16 protein-coding genes are annotated in these 16,294 nt (G+C 65.5%); 6 read left to right on the forward strand and 10 right to left on the reverse strand.

The window, feature by feature from the left end; all coding sequences use genetic code 11:
• Positions 1-7 precede the first annotated feature (7 nt).
• Complete coding sequence (locus HTA01S_RS01160) at positions 8-697, reverse strand: lytic transglycosylase domain-containing protein (RefSeq protein WP_218017294.1); 690 nt, start codon at positions 695-697, stop codon at positions 8-10.
• 71 nt (positions 698-768) lie between these two features.
• Positions 769-2,739 (reverse strand): DNA topoisomerase IV subunit B, encoded by a 1,971-nt coding sequence (locus tag HTA01S_RS01165; protein WP_068166630.1) that lies wholly within the window; start codon positions 2,737-2,739, stop codon positions 769-771.
• Positions 2,740-2,906: 167 nt separating this feature from the next.
• Between HTA01S_RS01165 and HTA01S_RS01170 the strand changes: the two genes are divergently transcribed.
• The 5 genes from HTA01S_RS01170 to bamC all read left to right on the forward strand — a co-directional run bounded on the left by HTA01S_RS01170 (position 2,907) and on the right by bamC (position 6,969).
• Positions 2,907-4,151: an MFS transporter gene (locus tag HTA01S_RS01170; protein ID WP_068166633.1), complete on the forward strand. Its 1,245-nt coding sequence runs from the start codon at positions 2,907-2,909 to the stop codon at positions 4,149-4,151.
• Complete coding sequence (locus tag HTA01S_RS26125) at positions 4,148-4,276, forward strand: hypothetical protein (RefSeq protein ID WP_279338483.1); 129 nt, start codon at positions 4,148-4,150, stop codon at positions 4,274-4,276. The genes HTA01S_RS01170 and HTA01S_RS26125 overlap by 4 nt, the downstream gene beginning before the upstream one ends.
• A complete protein-coding gene (locus HTA01S_RS01175; RefSeq protein ID WP_068166637.1) occupies positions 4,277-4,831 on the forward strand; it encodes a class I SAM-dependent methyltransferase in 555 nt (184 codons plus the stop codon). It abuts the gene before it with no gap.
• 79 nt (positions 4,832-4,910) lie between these two features.
• Entirely contained in the window at positions 4,911-5,798 is an 888-nt protein-coding gene (dapA, locus tag HTA01S_RS01180) for a 4-hydroxy-tetrahydrodipicolinate synthase (RefSeq protein ID WP_068166639.1), read from the forward strand.
• 49 nt (positions 5,799-5,847) lie between these two features.
• Positions 5,848-6,969, forward strand: a complete 1,122-nt coding sequence (gene bamC / locus HTA01S_RS01185) for an outer membrane protein assembly factor BamC (protein WP_068166643.1) — start codon at positions 5,848-5,850, stop codon at positions 6,967-6,969.
• Positions 6,970-7,074: 105 nt separating this feature from the next.
• On the opposite strand, the gene HTA01S_RS25820 is transcribed toward bamC, so the two are convergent.
• Genes HTA01S_RS25820 through HTA01S_RS01200 form a run of 3 tightly spaced genes read right to left on the reverse strand, consistent with a single transcriptional unit; the run spans position 7,075 to position 9,317 of the window.
• Positions 7,075-7,584, reverse strand: coding sequence for a hypothetical protein (locus HTA01S_RS25820; protein ID WP_245637956.1), 510 nt, complete (start codon positions 7,582-7,584; stop codon positions 7,075-7,077).
• 25 nt (positions 7,585-7,609) lie between these two features.
• The gene (locus HTA01S_RS01195) at positions 7,610-8,134 is read right to left on the reverse strand and encodes a hypothetical protein (protein WP_068166646.1); all 525 of its coding nucleotides are present in this window, start codon (positions 8,132-8,134) and stop codon (positions 7,610-7,612) included.
• 28 nt (positions 8,135-8,162) lie between these two features.
• Complete coding sequence (locus tag HTA01S_RS01200; protein ID WP_068166648.1) at positions 8,163-9,317, reverse strand: JmjC domain-containing protein; 1,155 nt, start codon at positions 9,315-9,317, stop codon at positions 8,163-8,165.
• 14 nt (positions 9,318-9,331) lie between these two features.
• On the opposite strand from HTA01S_RS01200, the gene HTA01S_RS01205 reads away from it, so the two are divergent.
• On the forward strand, positions 9,332-9,883 hold the full coding sequence (locus tag HTA01S_RS01205; RefSeq protein WP_068166649.1) for an FKBP-type peptidyl-prolyl cis-trans isomerase: 552 nt from the start codon (positions 9,332-9,334) through the stop codon (positions 9,881-9,883).
• A gap of 84 nt (positions 9,884-9,967) precedes the next feature.
• On the opposite strand, the gene dut is transcribed toward HTA01S_RS01205, so the two are convergent.
• The 5 genes from dut to dxs form a co-directional block, all read right to left on the reverse strand.
• Positions 9,968-10,417, reverse strand: coding sequence for a dUTP diphosphatase (gene dut, locus HTA01S_RS01210; RefSeq protein ID WP_068166651.1), 450 nt, complete (start codon positions 10,415-10,417; stop codon positions 9,968-9,970).
• A 31-nt stretch (positions 10,418-10,448) separates the two neighbouring features.
• On the reverse strand, positions 10,449-12,257 hold the full coding sequence (locus tag HTA01S_RS01215) for a TRAP transporter large permease (RefSeq protein WP_068166653.1): 1,809 nt from the start codon (positions 12,255-12,257) through the stop codon (positions 10,449-10,451).
• Between the two features lie 2 nt (positions 12,258-12,259).
• Positions 12,260-12,880: a TRAP transporter small permease subunit gene (locus HTA01S_RS01220; protein WP_068166655.1), complete on the reverse strand. Its 621-nt coding sequence runs from the start codon at positions 12,878-12,880 to the stop codon at positions 12,260-12,262.
• Positions 12,881-13,056: 176 nt separating this feature from the next.
• Positions 13,057-14,136: a TRAP transporter substrate-binding protein gene (locus HTA01S_RS01225; RefSeq protein ID WP_068166656.1), complete on the reverse strand. Its 1,080-nt coding sequence runs from the start codon at positions 14,134-14,136 to the stop codon at positions 13,057-13,059.
• A gap of 255 nt (positions 14,137-14,391) precedes the next feature.
• Entirely contained in the window at positions 14,392-16,287 is a 1,896-nt protein-coding gene (gene dxs, locus HTA01S_RS01230) for a 1-deoxy-D-xylulose-5-phosphate synthase (RefSeq protein WP_068166662.1), read from the reverse strand.
• Positions 16,288-16,294 lie beyond the last annotated feature (7 nt).

The raw sequence follows: 16,294 nt of genomic DNA on the forward strand, positions 1-16,294 counted from the left end.
ATCCGGTTCAGAGCGGCGCGGGGGTCTGGGCCCTGGCCTGCATGTCGGTGCGCACGGGGGTCGTGTAGCGCTGGCTCAGGGCGCGCGGCGGTTGCAGCGATTGCTGCAGTTGCGTCACCTTGCGCACATAGTTCTGGGTTTCCCGGTAGTTCGGGATCTGGCGCCCGGCGCGCAGCACCGCCCCCTCGCCCGCGTTGTAGGCCGCCAGCGCCAGTTCGGTCTGGCCGTCGAAATACTTCAGCAGCCAGGCCAGGTAACGGGCGCCCGCCTGCAGATTGGTGCGGGGGTCGGTCAGGCGCTCCTGCAGCGATTCATTGGCCCGGGCCTTCACGCCAAAGCGCTGCGCGGTGTCGGGCATGAGTTGCATCAGACCGATGGCGCCTTTGGGGCTGACCGCACGGGTGTTGAACCCGGACTCGGTGGCGATCACCGCTTTGAGCAGTTCGTATTCCAGCCCGTACGCAGTGGCCGCTTCGCGGATCAGGTGGCGCACCGCCTTGTACGAGGTGGAAACCTGGAAAACCGCCTGCACGCTGGGTGACGCATGGACGGCCCCACGCGGCACGCGCCCCGAACTGCCCACGGACTTGGCCCCACCGCCGTAGAACAGCTCGTAGCGCCGGTCCACCTGGTGGTCGGCGAAGTGCGACACGCCACGCTTGTCCACGTAGCCCCAGATTTCCGCTGCGGCGGGCACGGACCATCCCAGCGCCCACAGGAGCAGCCCCCCCAGCGCCAAGGCCCGGGGCCAACGGAGTGTGCCGCGGTTCAAACGTCCACCTCCACCGAATCGCCGTGCAGCTCCATCAGCTCGCGGCGCGAAGCGGCCTCGCCCTTGCCCATGAGCTTGGTGATGAGCGCTTCGGTACCGGCAAAGTCCAGCGTGCCCAGGTTGACCTGCATGAGGCGGCGGGTATCGGGGTTGAGCGTGGTGTCCCAGAGCTGCTCGGCGTTCATTTCGCCCAGGCCTTTGAAGCGGCTGATCTGGCACTTGTCACGCACCACGCCATCCTTCTCGGCCTTGTCCAGGATGGCGTGCAGCTCGCCCTCGTCCAGCGCGTACTGCTTGCTCGCGGGCTTCTTGCTGCGCGCGGGCACGTCCACGCGGAACAGCGGTGGGCGCGCCACGTACACATGGCCGGCTTCGATGAGCTTGGGGAAATGGCGGAAGAACAGCGTGAGCAGCAACACCTGGATGTGCGAGCCGTCCACGTCGGCGTCGCTCAATATGCAGACCTTGCCGTAGCGCAGACCGCTCATGTCGGGCGTGTCCAGCGGGCCGTGCGGGTCCACGCCGATGGCGACCGCGATGTCGTGGATCTCGTTGTTGGCGAACAGGCGGTCGCGCTCGACCTCCCAGGTGTTGAGCACCTTGCCACGCAGCGGCAGGATGGCCTGGCTTTCCTTGTCGCGGCCCATCTTGGCGCTGCCGCCCGCGGAGTCGCCCTCGACCAGGAACACCTCGTTGTGCGCCAGGTCCTTGCTCTCGCAGTCGGTCAGCTTGCCGGGCAACACGGCCACGCCCGAACCCTTGCGCTTCTCGACCTTCTGGCCGGCCTTCTGGCGGAACTGCGCGGCCTTGATGGCGAGTTCGGCGAGCTTCTTGCCGTAGTCCACATGCTGGTTGAGCCAGAGTTCGAGCGCCGGGCGCACGAAGCTGCCGACCAGGCGCACCGCGTCGCGCGAATTCAGGCGTTCCTTGATCTGGCCCTGGAACTGTGGGTCCAGCACCTTGGCGCTCAGCACATACGAGGCACGGGCAAACACGTCTTCGGGCAGCAGCTTCACACCCTTGGGCAAGAGCGCGTGCAGCTCGATGAAGCCCTTGACCGCCTGGAACAGGCCGTCGCGCAGGCCGCTTTCGTGGGTGCCGCCGGCGCTGGTGGGAATCAGGTTGACATAGCTCTCGCGCACCGGCTGGCCGTCTTCGGTGAAGGCCACGCACCAGGCGGCGCCCTCGCCGTCGGCGAAGGTGTCGTCCTTGGCGTCGGCAAAGCCTTCGCCTTCAAACAGCGGGATCACCGGTTCGCCGTTGAGCGTCTGCTGCAGGTAGTCGCGCAGGCCGCCCTTGTAGAGCCAGGTCTGGGTGTCTTTGGTCTTCTCGTTGACCAGGGTCACCGTCACGCCCGGCATCAGCACCGCCTTGCTGCGCAGCAGGTGGGTGAGCTCGGTCATGGGCAGGGCGGCGGACTCGAAGTACTTGCCATCGGGCCAGGCGCGCACCGTGGTGCCCTGCTTGCGGTCGCCCTCGCCTTTGGGCGTGATCACCAGTTGTTCAATCACGTCACCGGCGGAAAACGCGAGCCTGGCCACCTGGCCTTCGCGGTAGCTGATGACTTCGAGCCGGGTCGAGAGCGCGTTGGTCACGCTCACGCCCACGCCGTGCAGGCCGCCCGAAAAGCTGTAGGCACCACCCTTGCCCTTGTCGAACTTGCCGCCGGCGTGCAGCCGGGTGAACACGAGTTCGACCACCGGGGCCTTTTCTTCCGGGTGCAGGCCGAATGGGATGCCGCGGCCGTCGTCTTCCACGCTCACCGAGTGGTCGGTGTGCAGCGTGACCTTGATCTTTTTGCCGAATCCGGCCAGGGCTTCGTCGGCCGCGTTGTCCAGCACTTCCTGGATGATGTGCAGCGGATTGTCGGTGCGCGTGTACATGCCCGGCCGCTGCTTGACCGGCTCCAGTCCCTTGAGGACGCGGATCGAGCCTTCGGAGTATTCGTTGGGAGATTGGGTCGCCATGGGGGCGGATTGTAAGCGGCCTGTTCAAAAACCACTGGATGCAAATACAGAAGAAACACCCGCCATTTCCAGTGATTCGCCCGGCGCATCAATGGCGGCCATCGATTTCATGACCCCATGCGCCGCGGTGACACCCGCCGAACGGGTGGATTCGCTACAGTCCCGGGATGACTCCGCCACTGGTCCAGCACCCCACACCCCGACTCTCCGCGCTCCAGGTGCTCGCCTGCGGCGCCACCATCGTCACCCTCTCCATGGGCATCCGCCACGGCTTTGGCCTGTGGCTGCAGCCCATCACAGCGGCCCAGGGCTGGACGCGCGAGACCTTTGCCTTCGCGCTGGCGATCCAGAACCTGTCCTGGGGCGTGTTCGGCATCTTCGCCGGCATGGCGGCCGACCGGTTTGGCGCCATGCGCGTGTTGGTGGGGGGCGCGGTGCTCTACGCGCTGGGCCTGGCCGGCATGGCACTCTCACCCACACCGCTCACTTTTGCGCTCACAGCCGGCATCCTGATCGGCGCGGCCCAGGCCGGCACCACCTACGCCGTGATCTATGGCGTGATCGGGCGCCAGATTCCGGCCGAGAAGCGCTCCTGGGCCATGGGCGTGGCGGCCGCGGCCGGCTCGTTTGGCCAGTTCCTGATGGTGCCGGTCGAGGGCTGGCTCATCAGCGCGTTCGGCTGGCAGGAAGCCCTGCTGATCCTGGGCGCTGCAGTGCTGCTCATCATGCCGCTGGCGCTGTTCTTGCGTGAACCGGGTTTTGTGGGCGGCGTGGCGCCGAAGCGGGAGCAGACCATCGTGCAGGCCGCGCGCGAGGCCTTCAAGTACCGCAGCTTCCAGCTGTTGATGGCCGGTTACTTCGTCTGCGGCTTCCAGGTGGTGTTCATCGGCGTGCACATGCCGAGCTATCTGAAAGACAACGGCCTGTCGCCCCAGGTAGCGAGTTATGCGCTGGCACTCATTGGGCTGTTCAACGTGATCGGCACCTACGCCGCGGGTGCGCTGGGCCAGCGCATGGCCAAGCGCCACATCCTGGCCTTCATCTACCTGGCGCGGGCCGTGGCCATCAGCATCTTCCTGATCGTGCCGCTCTCGCCCGCCAGCGTTTACGTGTTCGCGGCCGTCATGGGCGTGCTGTGGCTGTCCACCGTGCCGCCCACCAACGCCGTGGTGGCACAAATCTTCGGCGTGGCGCATCTGTCCATGCTGGGTGGCTTCGTGTTCTTCAGCCACCAGATCGGCAGTTTCCTGGGCGTGTGGCTGGGCGGCTATTTGTACGACCGCACCGGCAGCTACGACATCGTCTGGTACATCTCGATCGCGCTGGGAGTGTTCGCCGCGCTGATCAACCTGCCGGTACGCGAGTCGCCCATCGTGCGCGGTGGCCCGCATCGGGTGGAGGTGGCCGCATGAGACCGCTGGCGCTCAGAGCCCTGGTCTGGGCCGGGGTGCTGCTGATCCTGCTGGGCACGCTCGCGCTCTACAACCGGCCCGACTTCCTGGTGAACCTGGCCGACCAGTTGTGGAGCTGCTTCTAGATGCACGGCACCGAATCCCCTTCCACCTGGGTACAACGCTGGTCGCACCTGGTCCCCATGGCGGGCTCGGTGCTCGACGTGGCCTGCGGGCATGGCCGGCACCTGCGCTGGTTCGCTGGGCGTGGCCATGCGGTGACCGGCGTGGACCGCTCGGCCGAGGCCATCGACGCGGTGTCCGGGCTGGGGCACGTGGTGCAGGCCGACATCGAGAACGGCCCCTGGCCCTTCGCGGACGAACAGTTCGACGCCGTGGTGGTGACGAACTACCTCTGGCGCCCCCTGCTGGCGCGGATCGTGGCCAGCGTGGCGCCGGGCGGCGTGCTGATCTACGAAACCTTTGCCCAGAGCAACGAGACCGTGGGCAAGCCGTCACGGCCCGATTTCCTGCTCCGTCCTGGCGAGCTGTTGCAGGCCACCGCCGGCCTGCACGTGGTGGCCTTTGAGGACGGCTTCATCGACCGACCCGAACGCTTCGTGCAGCGCATTGCGGCGGTGCGAAAACGTCCGCATCTCCCGGGCCTGCCCGAGCGGTATCCGCTGGATGCCACTGGGTAGAATGTCAGATTCGTGCGCCCGCTGACACCGCCCCTTTGGTCTGCCGTTGCGCAGGCGCTCACCACTTGAGTCTTTAGCTATGAATCCCATTACCGGCAGCATCGTGGCCCTGGTCACGCCCATGCAAGAAGACGGCAGCGTGGACTACCCCACCCTGCGCAAACTCATCGACTGGCACATCGCCGAAGGCACCGACTGCATCGGCGTGGTCGGCACCACGGGCGAATCGCCCACCGTCACGGTCGAAGAACACTGCGAAATCATCCGCGTGGCGGTTGAACAGTCCGCCAAACGCGTGCCCATCATGGCCGGCTGCGGCGCCAACTCCACCGCCGAAGCCATCGAGCTGGCGAAGTTCGCGCGCAGCGTCGGTGCCGACTGCCAGCTGCAGGTCGTGCCCTACTACAACAAGCCGACCCAGGAAGGCCAGTACCAGCACTTCAAGGCCATCGCCGAAGCCACGGGCGACCTGCCCGTCGTGCTCTACAACGTGCCGGGCCGCAGCGTGGCCGACATGTCTGTCGACACGGCGCTGCGCCTGGCGCAGGTGCCAGGCATCGTTGGTATCAAGGAAGCCACCGGCAACATCGAGCGCGCGCAATGGCTGATCCGTGAAGCGCCGGAAGGTTTTGCCATCTACTCGGGTGACGACCCCACCGCCGTGGCGCTCATGCTGTGCGGCGGCCAGGGCAACATCAGCGTGACAGCCAACATCGCCCCGCGCCTGATGCACGAGCTGTGCATGGCCGCCATGGCGGGCGACATCCGCAAGGCCATGGACATCCAGTTCCGGCTGATGCCGGTGCACAAGAACCTGTTCGTCGAAGCCAACCCGATTCCACTGAAATGGGCCATGGCCCGCATGGGCCTGTGCGCAGAGACCATGCGCCTGCCGCTGACCCCCATGTCCCGCGCCTTTGAACCTGTGGTTGAATCCGCGCTCAAAGACAGCGGCCTGATCGATTGAGCGGGCCGACGCCTTTTCTCCCGCTTTTCCCTTTCCGCAAAGCCAGACCATGCACCTTCACAAACCCAGCCCCACGCCTTCATTTGCCCGCCTTGGCCTGATCACGCTGGCGGCGACGCTGGCCACGGGTTGCTCCGTTCTGCAGGAAGACAAGATCGACTACAAGACCGCGCAACGCGGCAGCACGCTGGAAGTGCCGCCCGATCTGACCCAGCTCAGCCGGGATTCGCGCTACAACGTGCCGGGCTCGGTGGTCACCGCCAGCGGCTACCAGTCGACCCAGCCGGCCCAGGCGTCCGAGAGCACCACCGCGGTCAACAGCGTGGGCGACGTGCGCATCGAGCGCGCGGGCAACCAACGCTGGCTGGTGATCGATCGACCGGCCGACAAGCTCTGGGGCCCGGTGCGCGATTTCTGGCAGGAAAACGGTTTCCTGCTCGAACTCGATCAGGAAAAACTGGGGGTGATGGAAACCGACTGGGCCGAGAACCGCGCCAAACTGCCCCAGGATTTCATCCGCTCCACCATTGGCAAGGTGTTTGACAACCTGTATTCCACCGGCGAACGCGACAAATTCCGTACCCGGCTAGAGCGCAATCCCGCGGGCGGCACCGAGATTTACATCAGCCACCGGGGCATGATCGAGGTCTACACCAGCACCCAGAAGGACCAGACCATCTGGCAACCGCGCCCGTCCGATGTCGAACTGGAAACCGAGTTCCTGCGGCGCCTGATGGTCAAGCTCGGTGTGAGCGAGGCCCAGTCCAAAGCCATCGCGGCCACGGCGCCGCCCCAGGCCGCCGCCCGCGTGACCACGTTGAACAACCAGCCGGTGGTGCAGCTCGAGGACGGTTTTGACCGCGCCTGGCGCCGCGTGGGCCTCTCGCTGGACCGCACCGGCTTCACCGTGGAAGACCGCGACCGCACGAAGGGCGTCTACTTTGTGCGCTACGTGCCGGCCACCGCCACCACCGACACCAAGAAACCCGGCTTCTTCGGGCGCCTGTTCGGCGGTTCGGCGGCCGAACCCACGCCGGCGAAATACCGCGTCGTGGTGCGCAGCGGCAGCGACACCAGCAGCACCGTCTCGGTGCTGAACGCCGAGGGCCAGCCCGACACCACGGCGAACGCCCAGCGCATCATCCAGCTGCTGGCCGACGACTTGAAGTGAGTCTCCCGCCTGCGCCGGTCCGACCGGCGCAGCGCAGACATGAAAAAGCCGCCCGAGGGCGGCTTTTTCATGTCCGGGGCGCCGACGAGGCGCCCCGACACCGGATCACTGGGCCGGCTTGACGGCTTCCTTGGCGGCGTCCGTAGCGGCCTTGGCGGCTTCGGCGGCCTTGTCGGCGGCTTCCTTGGCGGCATCAACGGTGGCGCCAGCGGCGTCCTTGGCAGCATCAGCGGCAGCGCCTGCGGCTTCCGCAGGCGTAGCAGCCGGGGCGGCTTCTGCGGGAGCAGGAGCCGGGGCGGCATCAGCGGGGGCCGGAGCCGCGGCAGGCGCCGGGGCTTCCACAGCAGCTTCTTCTTTTTTGCCGCAAGCGGTCAGGGCAATCGCGGCGAGCAGACTGGCGAGCAGGATGGTTTTTTTCATGGCAGCAGTTCCTATGGATGAGACAGACAAACATTCATTCGATTTTTGTGAATCAACCAAAAAAAACCGAATGCGGTATCCGGATTTGATTGACCCAGTCAGACAACCGTTGCATTGGTTTCCAGACTGAAGAACGATGATAGCGACAAAGCGCCATCCCCATTTACCCTTATCAACTTTTTCTTTTTCTAACACCCATCTGTTGCCAAAGGGCCATTCGTCACAAACCCAGGGTGGTCGCGGCAAACGAGGGACTGCCCTTGTGCCAGCAGGCATCGAGCCGTTCCCGCAGCGCCACGCGCCGCTCGGCGTCGTTGCTGGCCACCAGCGTGCAGCGCAGCACATCCAGCCGCTCCAGGGTCCAGCCCGGTGACCAGATCGCGCTGGGCAGATCGGCACCGGTGGCGCCCGTGCAGGCATGGGCTTCCACCAGGTGCGACCAGGTGGTGCGCCATTGCACCAGGCGCGGATGCAGTTGCCGCAGGGGCGCGAAGTCACGCGCCATGAACTGGATGTGCCGGCCATGGCCCGCCCAGGCCTGCAGCGACTCCACCACCGCGCGCTCGCCCAGCGGCCAGTCGGCGAAGTCGGGATCGCTCAGCACGAGTCGTGGCCAGCCCTCGTGCGCCGCGCAGGCCAGCGCCTGCCGGACCAGCCCGGCGAAGGCCTCCCGGCCCTCCAGGCGTCCCACGGGCAAGGTCTGTGGCAGCGGTGCGCTGTTGCTGTCGCTCTGGGTTGTGGTCATGCGAAGACCTCCTGAAGAGAGGGTGAACTCAGGCCGCGGCCGGTGTGCGGTGCAGCCAGCCGGCCTCGAACCAGTCCTGCAGCAGCGCCAGCGCGGCGGGGCTGGCCTGCGCCACCTGTCGCGTGCCCAGGCTGCGCGTATCGGCCAGGCTGCGCATCAGCCGGGCGTCGGCTCCGGCGGCGCGGAAACCGTCCCCGTTGATGAACACGTGGCGCGCGTCGTACATCATGCGTGTGCGTCGGTCCAGCGTCAGTGCGCCCGGCACCCAGTCGTGCTGCGGCTCTTCGAACCAGACCTTGGGTTTGGGTTCTGTCATGACCTCGCCCAGCGCGCAGGCCAGCGACTCGCGCTCGGCCAGCAGCCGCTGCAGCGCGTCGGCGGCGAAGGCTTCCAGGGCCTGGGGCATGGCGGCCGGGGTGTCGGTCGCGGCCTGGTCCGGGTCGCGGTAGAGCGTGGTGTCGTCGAAATCGTCGGCCATGCGCTGCAACAGCTCACCCGCGAGACCGCCACGCTGCGGCACACGGAAACCGATGGAATAGGTCATACAGTCGTCGCCCACGGCCACACCGTCGTGCGCCCAGCGCGGCGGCAGGTAGAGCATGTCGCCGGGATTGAGCAGATGTTCTTCCTCGGGCTCGAAGTTGCTGAGGATTTTGAGTGGCACGTCCGGCTCAAGCGACAGGTCTTTCTGCCGGCCGATGCGCCAGTGGCGCTGGCCGCTGGCCTGGAGCAGGAACACGTCGTAGCTGTCGAAATGGGGGCCGACGCCACCACCATCGCTGGCCCAGGAGATCATGAGGTCGTCCAGCCGGGCGTCGGGCACGAAGCGGAAACGCTCCAGCAGCGCGCGCCCTGCGTCCAGATGCAGGTCCACCCCCTGCACCAGCAGCGTCCAGCGCGGCTGCTTGAGTGGTGGGAACACCGTGCGGGCAAACGGGCCGTGCCGCAGTGTCCAGCCCGAGGCCTTGTGCACGATCATCCGCGACTCCACCACCTCATCCGCCGCCATGGCGAACAGCGCCTGCCGGTTCACGAACGGGGTGAAACCGGGGAAGGCGTTGCGGATCAGCAGGGGCTTTTTCTGCCAGTAGCGGCGCATGAACTGCGCGGGGGAAAGGCCACCGAGCATGGTGCGGGGGGTGTCGGGCGTCTCTGCGGCGCTGGAGTGTGGGGCTTGTGTCATGGGACAATTGTCCAATGAAAATCACCGAACAATGCGTCGTGGCGCTGACCTGGACGCTCAAAGACACGCTGGGTGAAGAGCTGGACGTGCTCGACGAACCCGTGGAATTCCTCGTGGGCGGGCGCGACCTGCTCGCGAAGATCGAAGAAGCCCTGCTCGGCCACGTGGCGGGTGACACGGTGGAACTGCACATGGAACCCCAGAATGCGTTCGGCGACTACGACGACCGCCTGCTGTTCCTGGAACCCCGCCACCTGTTCCCCGAGGAGCTCGAAGAAGGCATGGGCTTCGAGGGTCTTCCCCCGGGCTGCAACCCGGCCGCTCCCCAAGACCGTCTGTACTTCGTGAGCGACATCTACCCCGAACACGTGGTGCTCGACGGCAACCACCCGCTGGCGGGCATCGCGCTGCGCATCACGCTCAAGGTGCATGCCGTGCGCGAGGCGCAGATCAGCGAAGTGGGCCGCGGCACGCTGGGCACCGGATTCTTCCGCATGCAGGTGGACACCGAAGGCCCGGCCGACGACACCATGGACACACCACCGGCTCCGCGCACGCTGCACTGAAACCCCGGTTGACCGCCACCCCAACAATGCAAAGGGCGCCTGAGAGGGCGCCCTTTTTCTTGGTGAGAGCAGAAGGCCGGTTGCTCAGCCCCGGCCCGTGGAGCCGTAGCCTCCGGCGCCCCGCTCGCTGGCCTGTGCGAAGTCTTCCACCAGGTTGAAGCGCGCCTGCACCACCGGCACGATGACCATCTGCGCGATGCGCTCCATAGGCTCGATGGTGAAGGCCACGTCGCTGCGGTTCCAGGCGCTCACCATGAGCTGGCCCTGGTAGTCGCTGTCGATCAGGCCCACCAGATTGCCCAGCACGATGCCGTGCTTGTGGCCGAGCCCGGAACGCGGCAGGATCATGGCCGCAAAACCCGGATCGGCCAGGTGGATGGCCAGCCCGGTGGGCACCAGCTGCCAGGCATTGGGCGCCAGGGTCAGCGGTGCGTCCAGGCAAGCACGCAGGTCCAGCCCGGCGCTGCCGGGGGTGGCGTAGGCGGGCAACTGACCCGCCATGCGCGGGTCCAGCACCTTCACATCGATCTGCATGGCGTCAAGCTCCTGGCGGTGAAGGTCATTCTCATTCGGCCTTTTTGATGGCTTCTTCCAGCGCCTTGGCGGGGTCGTCTTCGGCGGCCGGCTCTTCGCCCGCAGCGGGTTCGGCTGGCTGGGCATCGGCGCCTTCCATGCCTTCGGTGGGGTCGCTCTCTTCGGCACCCTCGGCTGGCGCCTCTTCCTCCAGACCAGGCATGTTGTTGAGCATGTCGGTCACGGTCGCGTCGTCGACCACCGCCGCTTTGCTCAGACTGCCCGTGACAAGCCCCGGGTTGAGCACGACCACCGTGACCATGATCAGCTGCAGCACGATGAAGGCAATCGATCCCTTGTAGATCTGTGCCGTGGTGACCGCAGGGATGCGCTTCTTGGTCACATGATCGGTGTAGTCGCTGCGCGCGGCCACGCTGCGCAGATAGAACAGCGCAAAACCGAAGGGCGGCGTGAGGAACGAGGTCTGCAGGTTCATCGCCAGGATGATGCCGAACCAGATCAGGTCGATGCCCAGTTTGTCGGCCACCGGCGCGAGCAGCGGGATCACGATGAAGGCGATCTCGAAGAAGTCGATGAACATGCCCAGCACGAACACCAGCAAGTTCACCACCAGCAGGAAGCCCATCTGGCCACCCGGCAACTTGGCGAACAGGTGCTCCACCCAGATGTGGCCGTCGGCGGCGTTGAAGGTGAAGCTGAACACCGTGGACCCGATCAGGATGAACAGCACGAAGATCGCCAGCTTGGTGGTGTTCTCCAGCGCCTGGGACATCAGGCTCCATGACAGGCGCTTGCGCGAACCGGCCATGATCAGCGCGCCCAGGGCACCCATGGCGCCGCCTTCCGTGGGCGTGGCAATGCCCAGGAAAATGGTACCCAGCACCAGGAAGATGAGCACCAGCGGCGGGATCAGCACGAAGGTCACCTGGCCGGCCAGACGCGACAGCAGGCCCAGCTTGAACAGGCTGTTGAACAGCGCCATGAACAGCGCCAGGAACGAGGCGACCGTGAGCGACATGATGACGATCTCGTCACCCGGCGCATCCATCTCGCGCCCGATCAAGGGGTTGATGATGGACTGATGCACCTGCGACCACGCATAACCCGCGACAGCGCAGATCGCCAACAGGATCAGCAAGGAACGGTGACCACTGCTGCCATTGGGCTCGTTGTAGACGCGTGCTTCGGCGGGCAGTGCCGGCACCCAATGGGGTTTGACGATGGCCACGACCGCAATGAAGAGCAGGTACATACCGACCAGCATCAGGCCGGGGATCAGACCACCGGAGTACATGTCGCCGACCGAGCGGCCCAGTTGGTCGGCCAGCACGATCAACACGAGCGACGGAGGAATGGCTTGCGCCAGGGTGCCCGAAGCGGTGATGGTGCCGGTTGCGATCGTGCGGTTGTAGCCATAGCGCAGCATGATGGGCAGCGAGATCAGCCCCATCGAGATCACCGCAGCCGCCACCACACCGGTGGTGGCGGCGAGCAAGGCGCCCACCAGGATCACCGCCACGGCAAGACCGCCGCGCACGGGCCCAAACACCTGCGCCACCGTGGCCAACAGGTCCTCGGCCATGCGGCTGCGCTCCAGAATGATGCCCATGAGGGTGAAGAACGGGATCGCCAGCAGGGTGTCGTTCTGCATGATGCCAAACACCCGCAACGGCAAGGCCTGGAACAGGTTGGACGGAAACAGCCCGACTTCCATGCCGACGAAGCCGAAGAACATGCCCGTGGCGGCCAGCGAAAATGCCACCGGGAAACCCGAGAGCAGAAACACCAGCAGGCCACCGAACATCAGCGGCACAAAGTTTGCAGTCAGAAATTCAACCATGATCACTGCACTCCCTTGAGCTGTTGTTCTTGTTTCAGTCGCTCCTGCTCTTCTTCTTCGAGCAGTTGCTGGGCCAGCAGCTCTTCGTCACTCGGGCCTTCGTGCGCCAGCGCGTCGGGGCCGTTGCCGGTCAGGAAAGCAATGCGCTTGATCAGCTCGCTCACGCCCTGCATGGACAAGAGCGTGAAGCCCAGGGGAATCAGGAAAAACACCGGCCAACGGATCAGGCCGCCCGAGTTGGACGACATTTCACCCGTGGTCCAGGCGCGCTCGAACAGCGGCCAGCCCAGCGTGGCCATCATGTAGCACAGGGGAAACAGGAACACCAGAATGCCGAAGATATCGACCCAGTTGCGCCCGCGCGCACTGAACTTGGAGGAGATGAAATCGATGCGCACATGGGCATTGCGCATGAAAGCGTAGCCTGCACCCAGCATGAACACCGCCGCGAACAAATACCACTGAATTTCCAGCAAACCGTTGGAGCTGGTGTTGAAAATCTTGCGCACGATGGCGTTGCCCGCGCTGATGAGGGTGGCGGCCAGAATGAGCCACATGGCCAGCTTGCCGATGAGTTGGCTTATGGCGTCGATCAGACGCGAGAGCGTTAACAAAAACTTCATGGAATTCCCCGCGGGGTTTGGGTGTTCAAAGACGACCGGTCAGTCTATGCAAAGTGATCACGCCCTGGCTGAACGAGCCCTGACGGACGGCATCGGCGAACACCCCATGGGGTGTCGGCCGAGGCCCGAGCAAAAAACCCCGCCAGGGCGGGGCTTTTTGCCGGAGGCTGCACCGATCAGAGCTTGGCCGACTGCATGTAGCGGTCGAACTGGGCTTCGGTGAAACGGAACCAGAGGTTCTGGTCCTTGCGGAAGGCCGCGTAGTCCGTGTAGACCTTTTTCCACTTCGGATTCTTGGAACTGATGTCGTCGTACAGCGCCATCGAGTTCTTGAACGCGGCGTCCATGACGGCCTTGGGAAACGGCAGCACCTTGGTACCGGCGGCCACCAGTTGCTTGAGCGCGGCCGGGTTCAGGGCGTCGTACTTGGCCTGCATGGTGGTGTGGGCGATGGCCGCCGCGCATTCCACGATGGCCTTGTTCTCCGGCGACAGGGCGTTGAAAGCCTTGTTGTTGACGTACAGCGTGAGCTGCGGGCCACCTTCCCACCAGCCGGGGTAGTAGTAGTTCTTGGCGACTTTGTTGAAGCCCAGCTTCTGGTCGTCGTACGGTCCCACCCATTCGGTGGCGTCAATGGTGCCCTTTTCCAGCGCCTGGTAGATCTCGCCGCCGGGAATGTTTTGCGGCACGCCACCCATGGTGGTGAGCACCTTGCCGGCGAAACCGCCGATGCGCATCTTCAGACCCTTGATGTCTTCCAGCGTCTTGATTTCCTTGCGGTACCAGCCGCCCATCTGGGCGCCGGTGTTGCCCATGGGGAAGTTGACGATGTTGTAGCCATCGTAGAACTCGCGCATCAGCTTCATGCCGTTGCCTTCGTACATCCAGGCCGTCATCTGGCGGCTGTTGAGGCCGAAGGGGATGGCGCAGTCCAGTGCGAAGGTGTCGTCCTTGCCGAAGAAGTAGTAAGGAGCGGTGTGCGCGCACTCCACGGTGCCTTCCTGCACGCCGTCCACCACACCGAAAGCGGGCATGAGCTCGCCACCGGGGTGCACCGTGATGCTGAACTTGCCGCCGGACATTTCACCGACCTTCTTGGCAAACACGTCGGCTGCGCCGTAGATGGTGTCCAGCGCCTTGGGGAAGCTGGAAGCCAGACGCCAGCGGATGGCGGCCTGCGCATGAACAGCGGGGGCAGCTCCTGCGGCCAGCACACCGGCAATGCCTGCGTGCTTGATGAGGGAACGACGATCCATATTGATTGACTCCGTGGTTGGTTCTGCACAACCCGGCCAGTTCTGAGGTGGCCAGGGACTTTCAACAGTCCGGGCCATTGTAGGAACACCCCTCCCCCGTCTCTTGCGGGTTTTCCCTCGAAGAACCGGCCTTTTGGCACGGGTGTTCAGTGTTCTGCAAGCTTCGGCCGATCCCCGCAGCGGCCCATGAAAGCGAGCTCAACAAGGGCGTGAAATTTCTTCAGCCCACGCGTCCTGCGGTGGACGCGGCAACCTTCAGGCCGCCACCTTCAGACCCGGCGCAACATCGAGCAGGTCCGCGAAACGTTCGCGCACCGAGCGCTCGATGCCGGTGGCGTCCAGCCCCAGCATGGCCAGCAGCCTGGCCGGGTCGCCATGTTCGACGAATTCGTCGGGCAGCCCCAGTTGCAGCACCGGCAGCGTCAGGCCCTCGGCTTGCAGGGCTTCGAGCACGGCGCTGCCGGCCCCACCCTGCAGGCACCCCTCCTCGACCGTCACCAGCGCCTGGTGCGAATTCGCGAGTTCACGCAACAGATCCAGGTCCAGCGGTTTGGCCCAGCGCATGTTGGCCACGCTCGCCCCCAGGCGTTGTGCCGCCGCCAGCGCCGGGTGCAGCAGGGTGCCGAACGCCAGGATCGCCACGCCGCGACCCTTGTGGGTCCATTCGCCGCGGCCGTAGGGCAACGCCTCCAGCCCGCTGGGCTGCACCGCGCCAACGCCCGCACCACGCGGGTAGCGCACGGCCACCGGGTGGTCCTGTTCAAACGCGGTGCTGAGCAACTGGCGGCATTCGGCTTCGTCGGACGGACAGGCCACGGCCATGTTGGGGATACAGCGCAGGAACGCGATGTCGTAGGCGCCCGCGTGGGTGGCGCCATCGGCCCCCACCAGGCCGGCGCGGTCCAGCGCGAACACCACCGGCAGGTTCTGCAGGGCCACGTCGTGGATCAACTGGTCGTAGGCGCGCTGCAGGAAGGTGGAATAGATCGCCACCACCGGCTTCATGCCCTCGCAAGCCAGGCCCGCGGCGAAGGTGACCGCGTGCTGCTCGGCGATGCCGACGTCGAAATAGCGGGCCGGGAAACGGCGCTCGAACTCGACCATGCCCGAGCCCTCGCGCATGGCCGGCGTGATGCCGACCAGGCGTGGATCGGCTTCGGCCATGTCGCACAGCCATTGGCCAAACACCTGGGTGAAGGTGGTCTTGGGCGGCGTCGCGGGCTTGGTGAGGCCGACCGCCGGGTCGAACTTGCCCGGGCCGTGGTAGGCCACCGGGTCGGCTTCGGCCAGCTTGTAGCCCTGGCCCTTCTTGGTGACCACGTGCAGGAACTGCGGGCCGCTGTCGGTCTCCAGCAGGTGGCGGATGTTCTCCAGCGTGGGAATGAGCGAGTCGAGGTCGTGGCCGTCGATCGGGCCGATGTAGTTGAAGCCGAATTTCTCGAACAGCGTGGCCGGCACCACCATGCCCTTGGCGTGCTCTTCCAGGCGTTTGGCCAGCTCGAACAGCGGTGGCGCGCCGCGCAACACCTGCTTGCCCACGTTTTTTGCCGCGGCGTAGAACTGGCCGCTCATGAGCTGGGCCAGGTAGCGGTTGAGCGCGCCCACCGGCGGCGAGATCGACATGTCGTTGTCGTTGAGCACCACCAGCAGCCGGCCCTCGGCCACGCCCGCGTTGTTCAGCGCCTCGAAGGCCATGCCCGCCGTCATGGCACCGTCGCCGATGATGGCCACGGAATGGCGCTTCTCGCCTTTGATCTTCGAGGCCAGCGCCATGCCCAGCGCGGCCGAGATGCTGGTGGACGAATGCGCCGTGCCGAAGGTGTCGTATTCGCTTTCCTCGCGGCGCGGAAAACCGCTGATGCCGCCCTGCTGGCGCAGGCTGTGCATGCGGTCACGACGACCGGTGAGGATCTTGTGCGGGTAGGTCTGGTGGCCCACGTCCCAGACCAGGCGGTCTTCGGGGGTGTTGAACACGTAGTGCAGCGCCACGGTGAGCTCCACCGTGCCCAGGTTGGAGCTGAGGTGGCCGCCGGTGCGCGCCACGCTCTCCAGCACGAACGTCCGCAACTCATTGGCCAGGGGTTGCAACTGGGTGCGCGAGAGGCGCCGCAGATCCGCGGGCGACTCGATGGTGGGCAGCAATGGGCTCATGGGGTTG

The organism is Hydrogenophaga taeniospiralis CCUG 15921 (assembly GCF_001592305.1).
GTDB lineage: Bacteria > Pseudomonadota > Gammaproteobacteria > Burkholderiales > Burkholderiaceae_C > Hydrogenophaga > Hydrogenophaga taeniospiralis.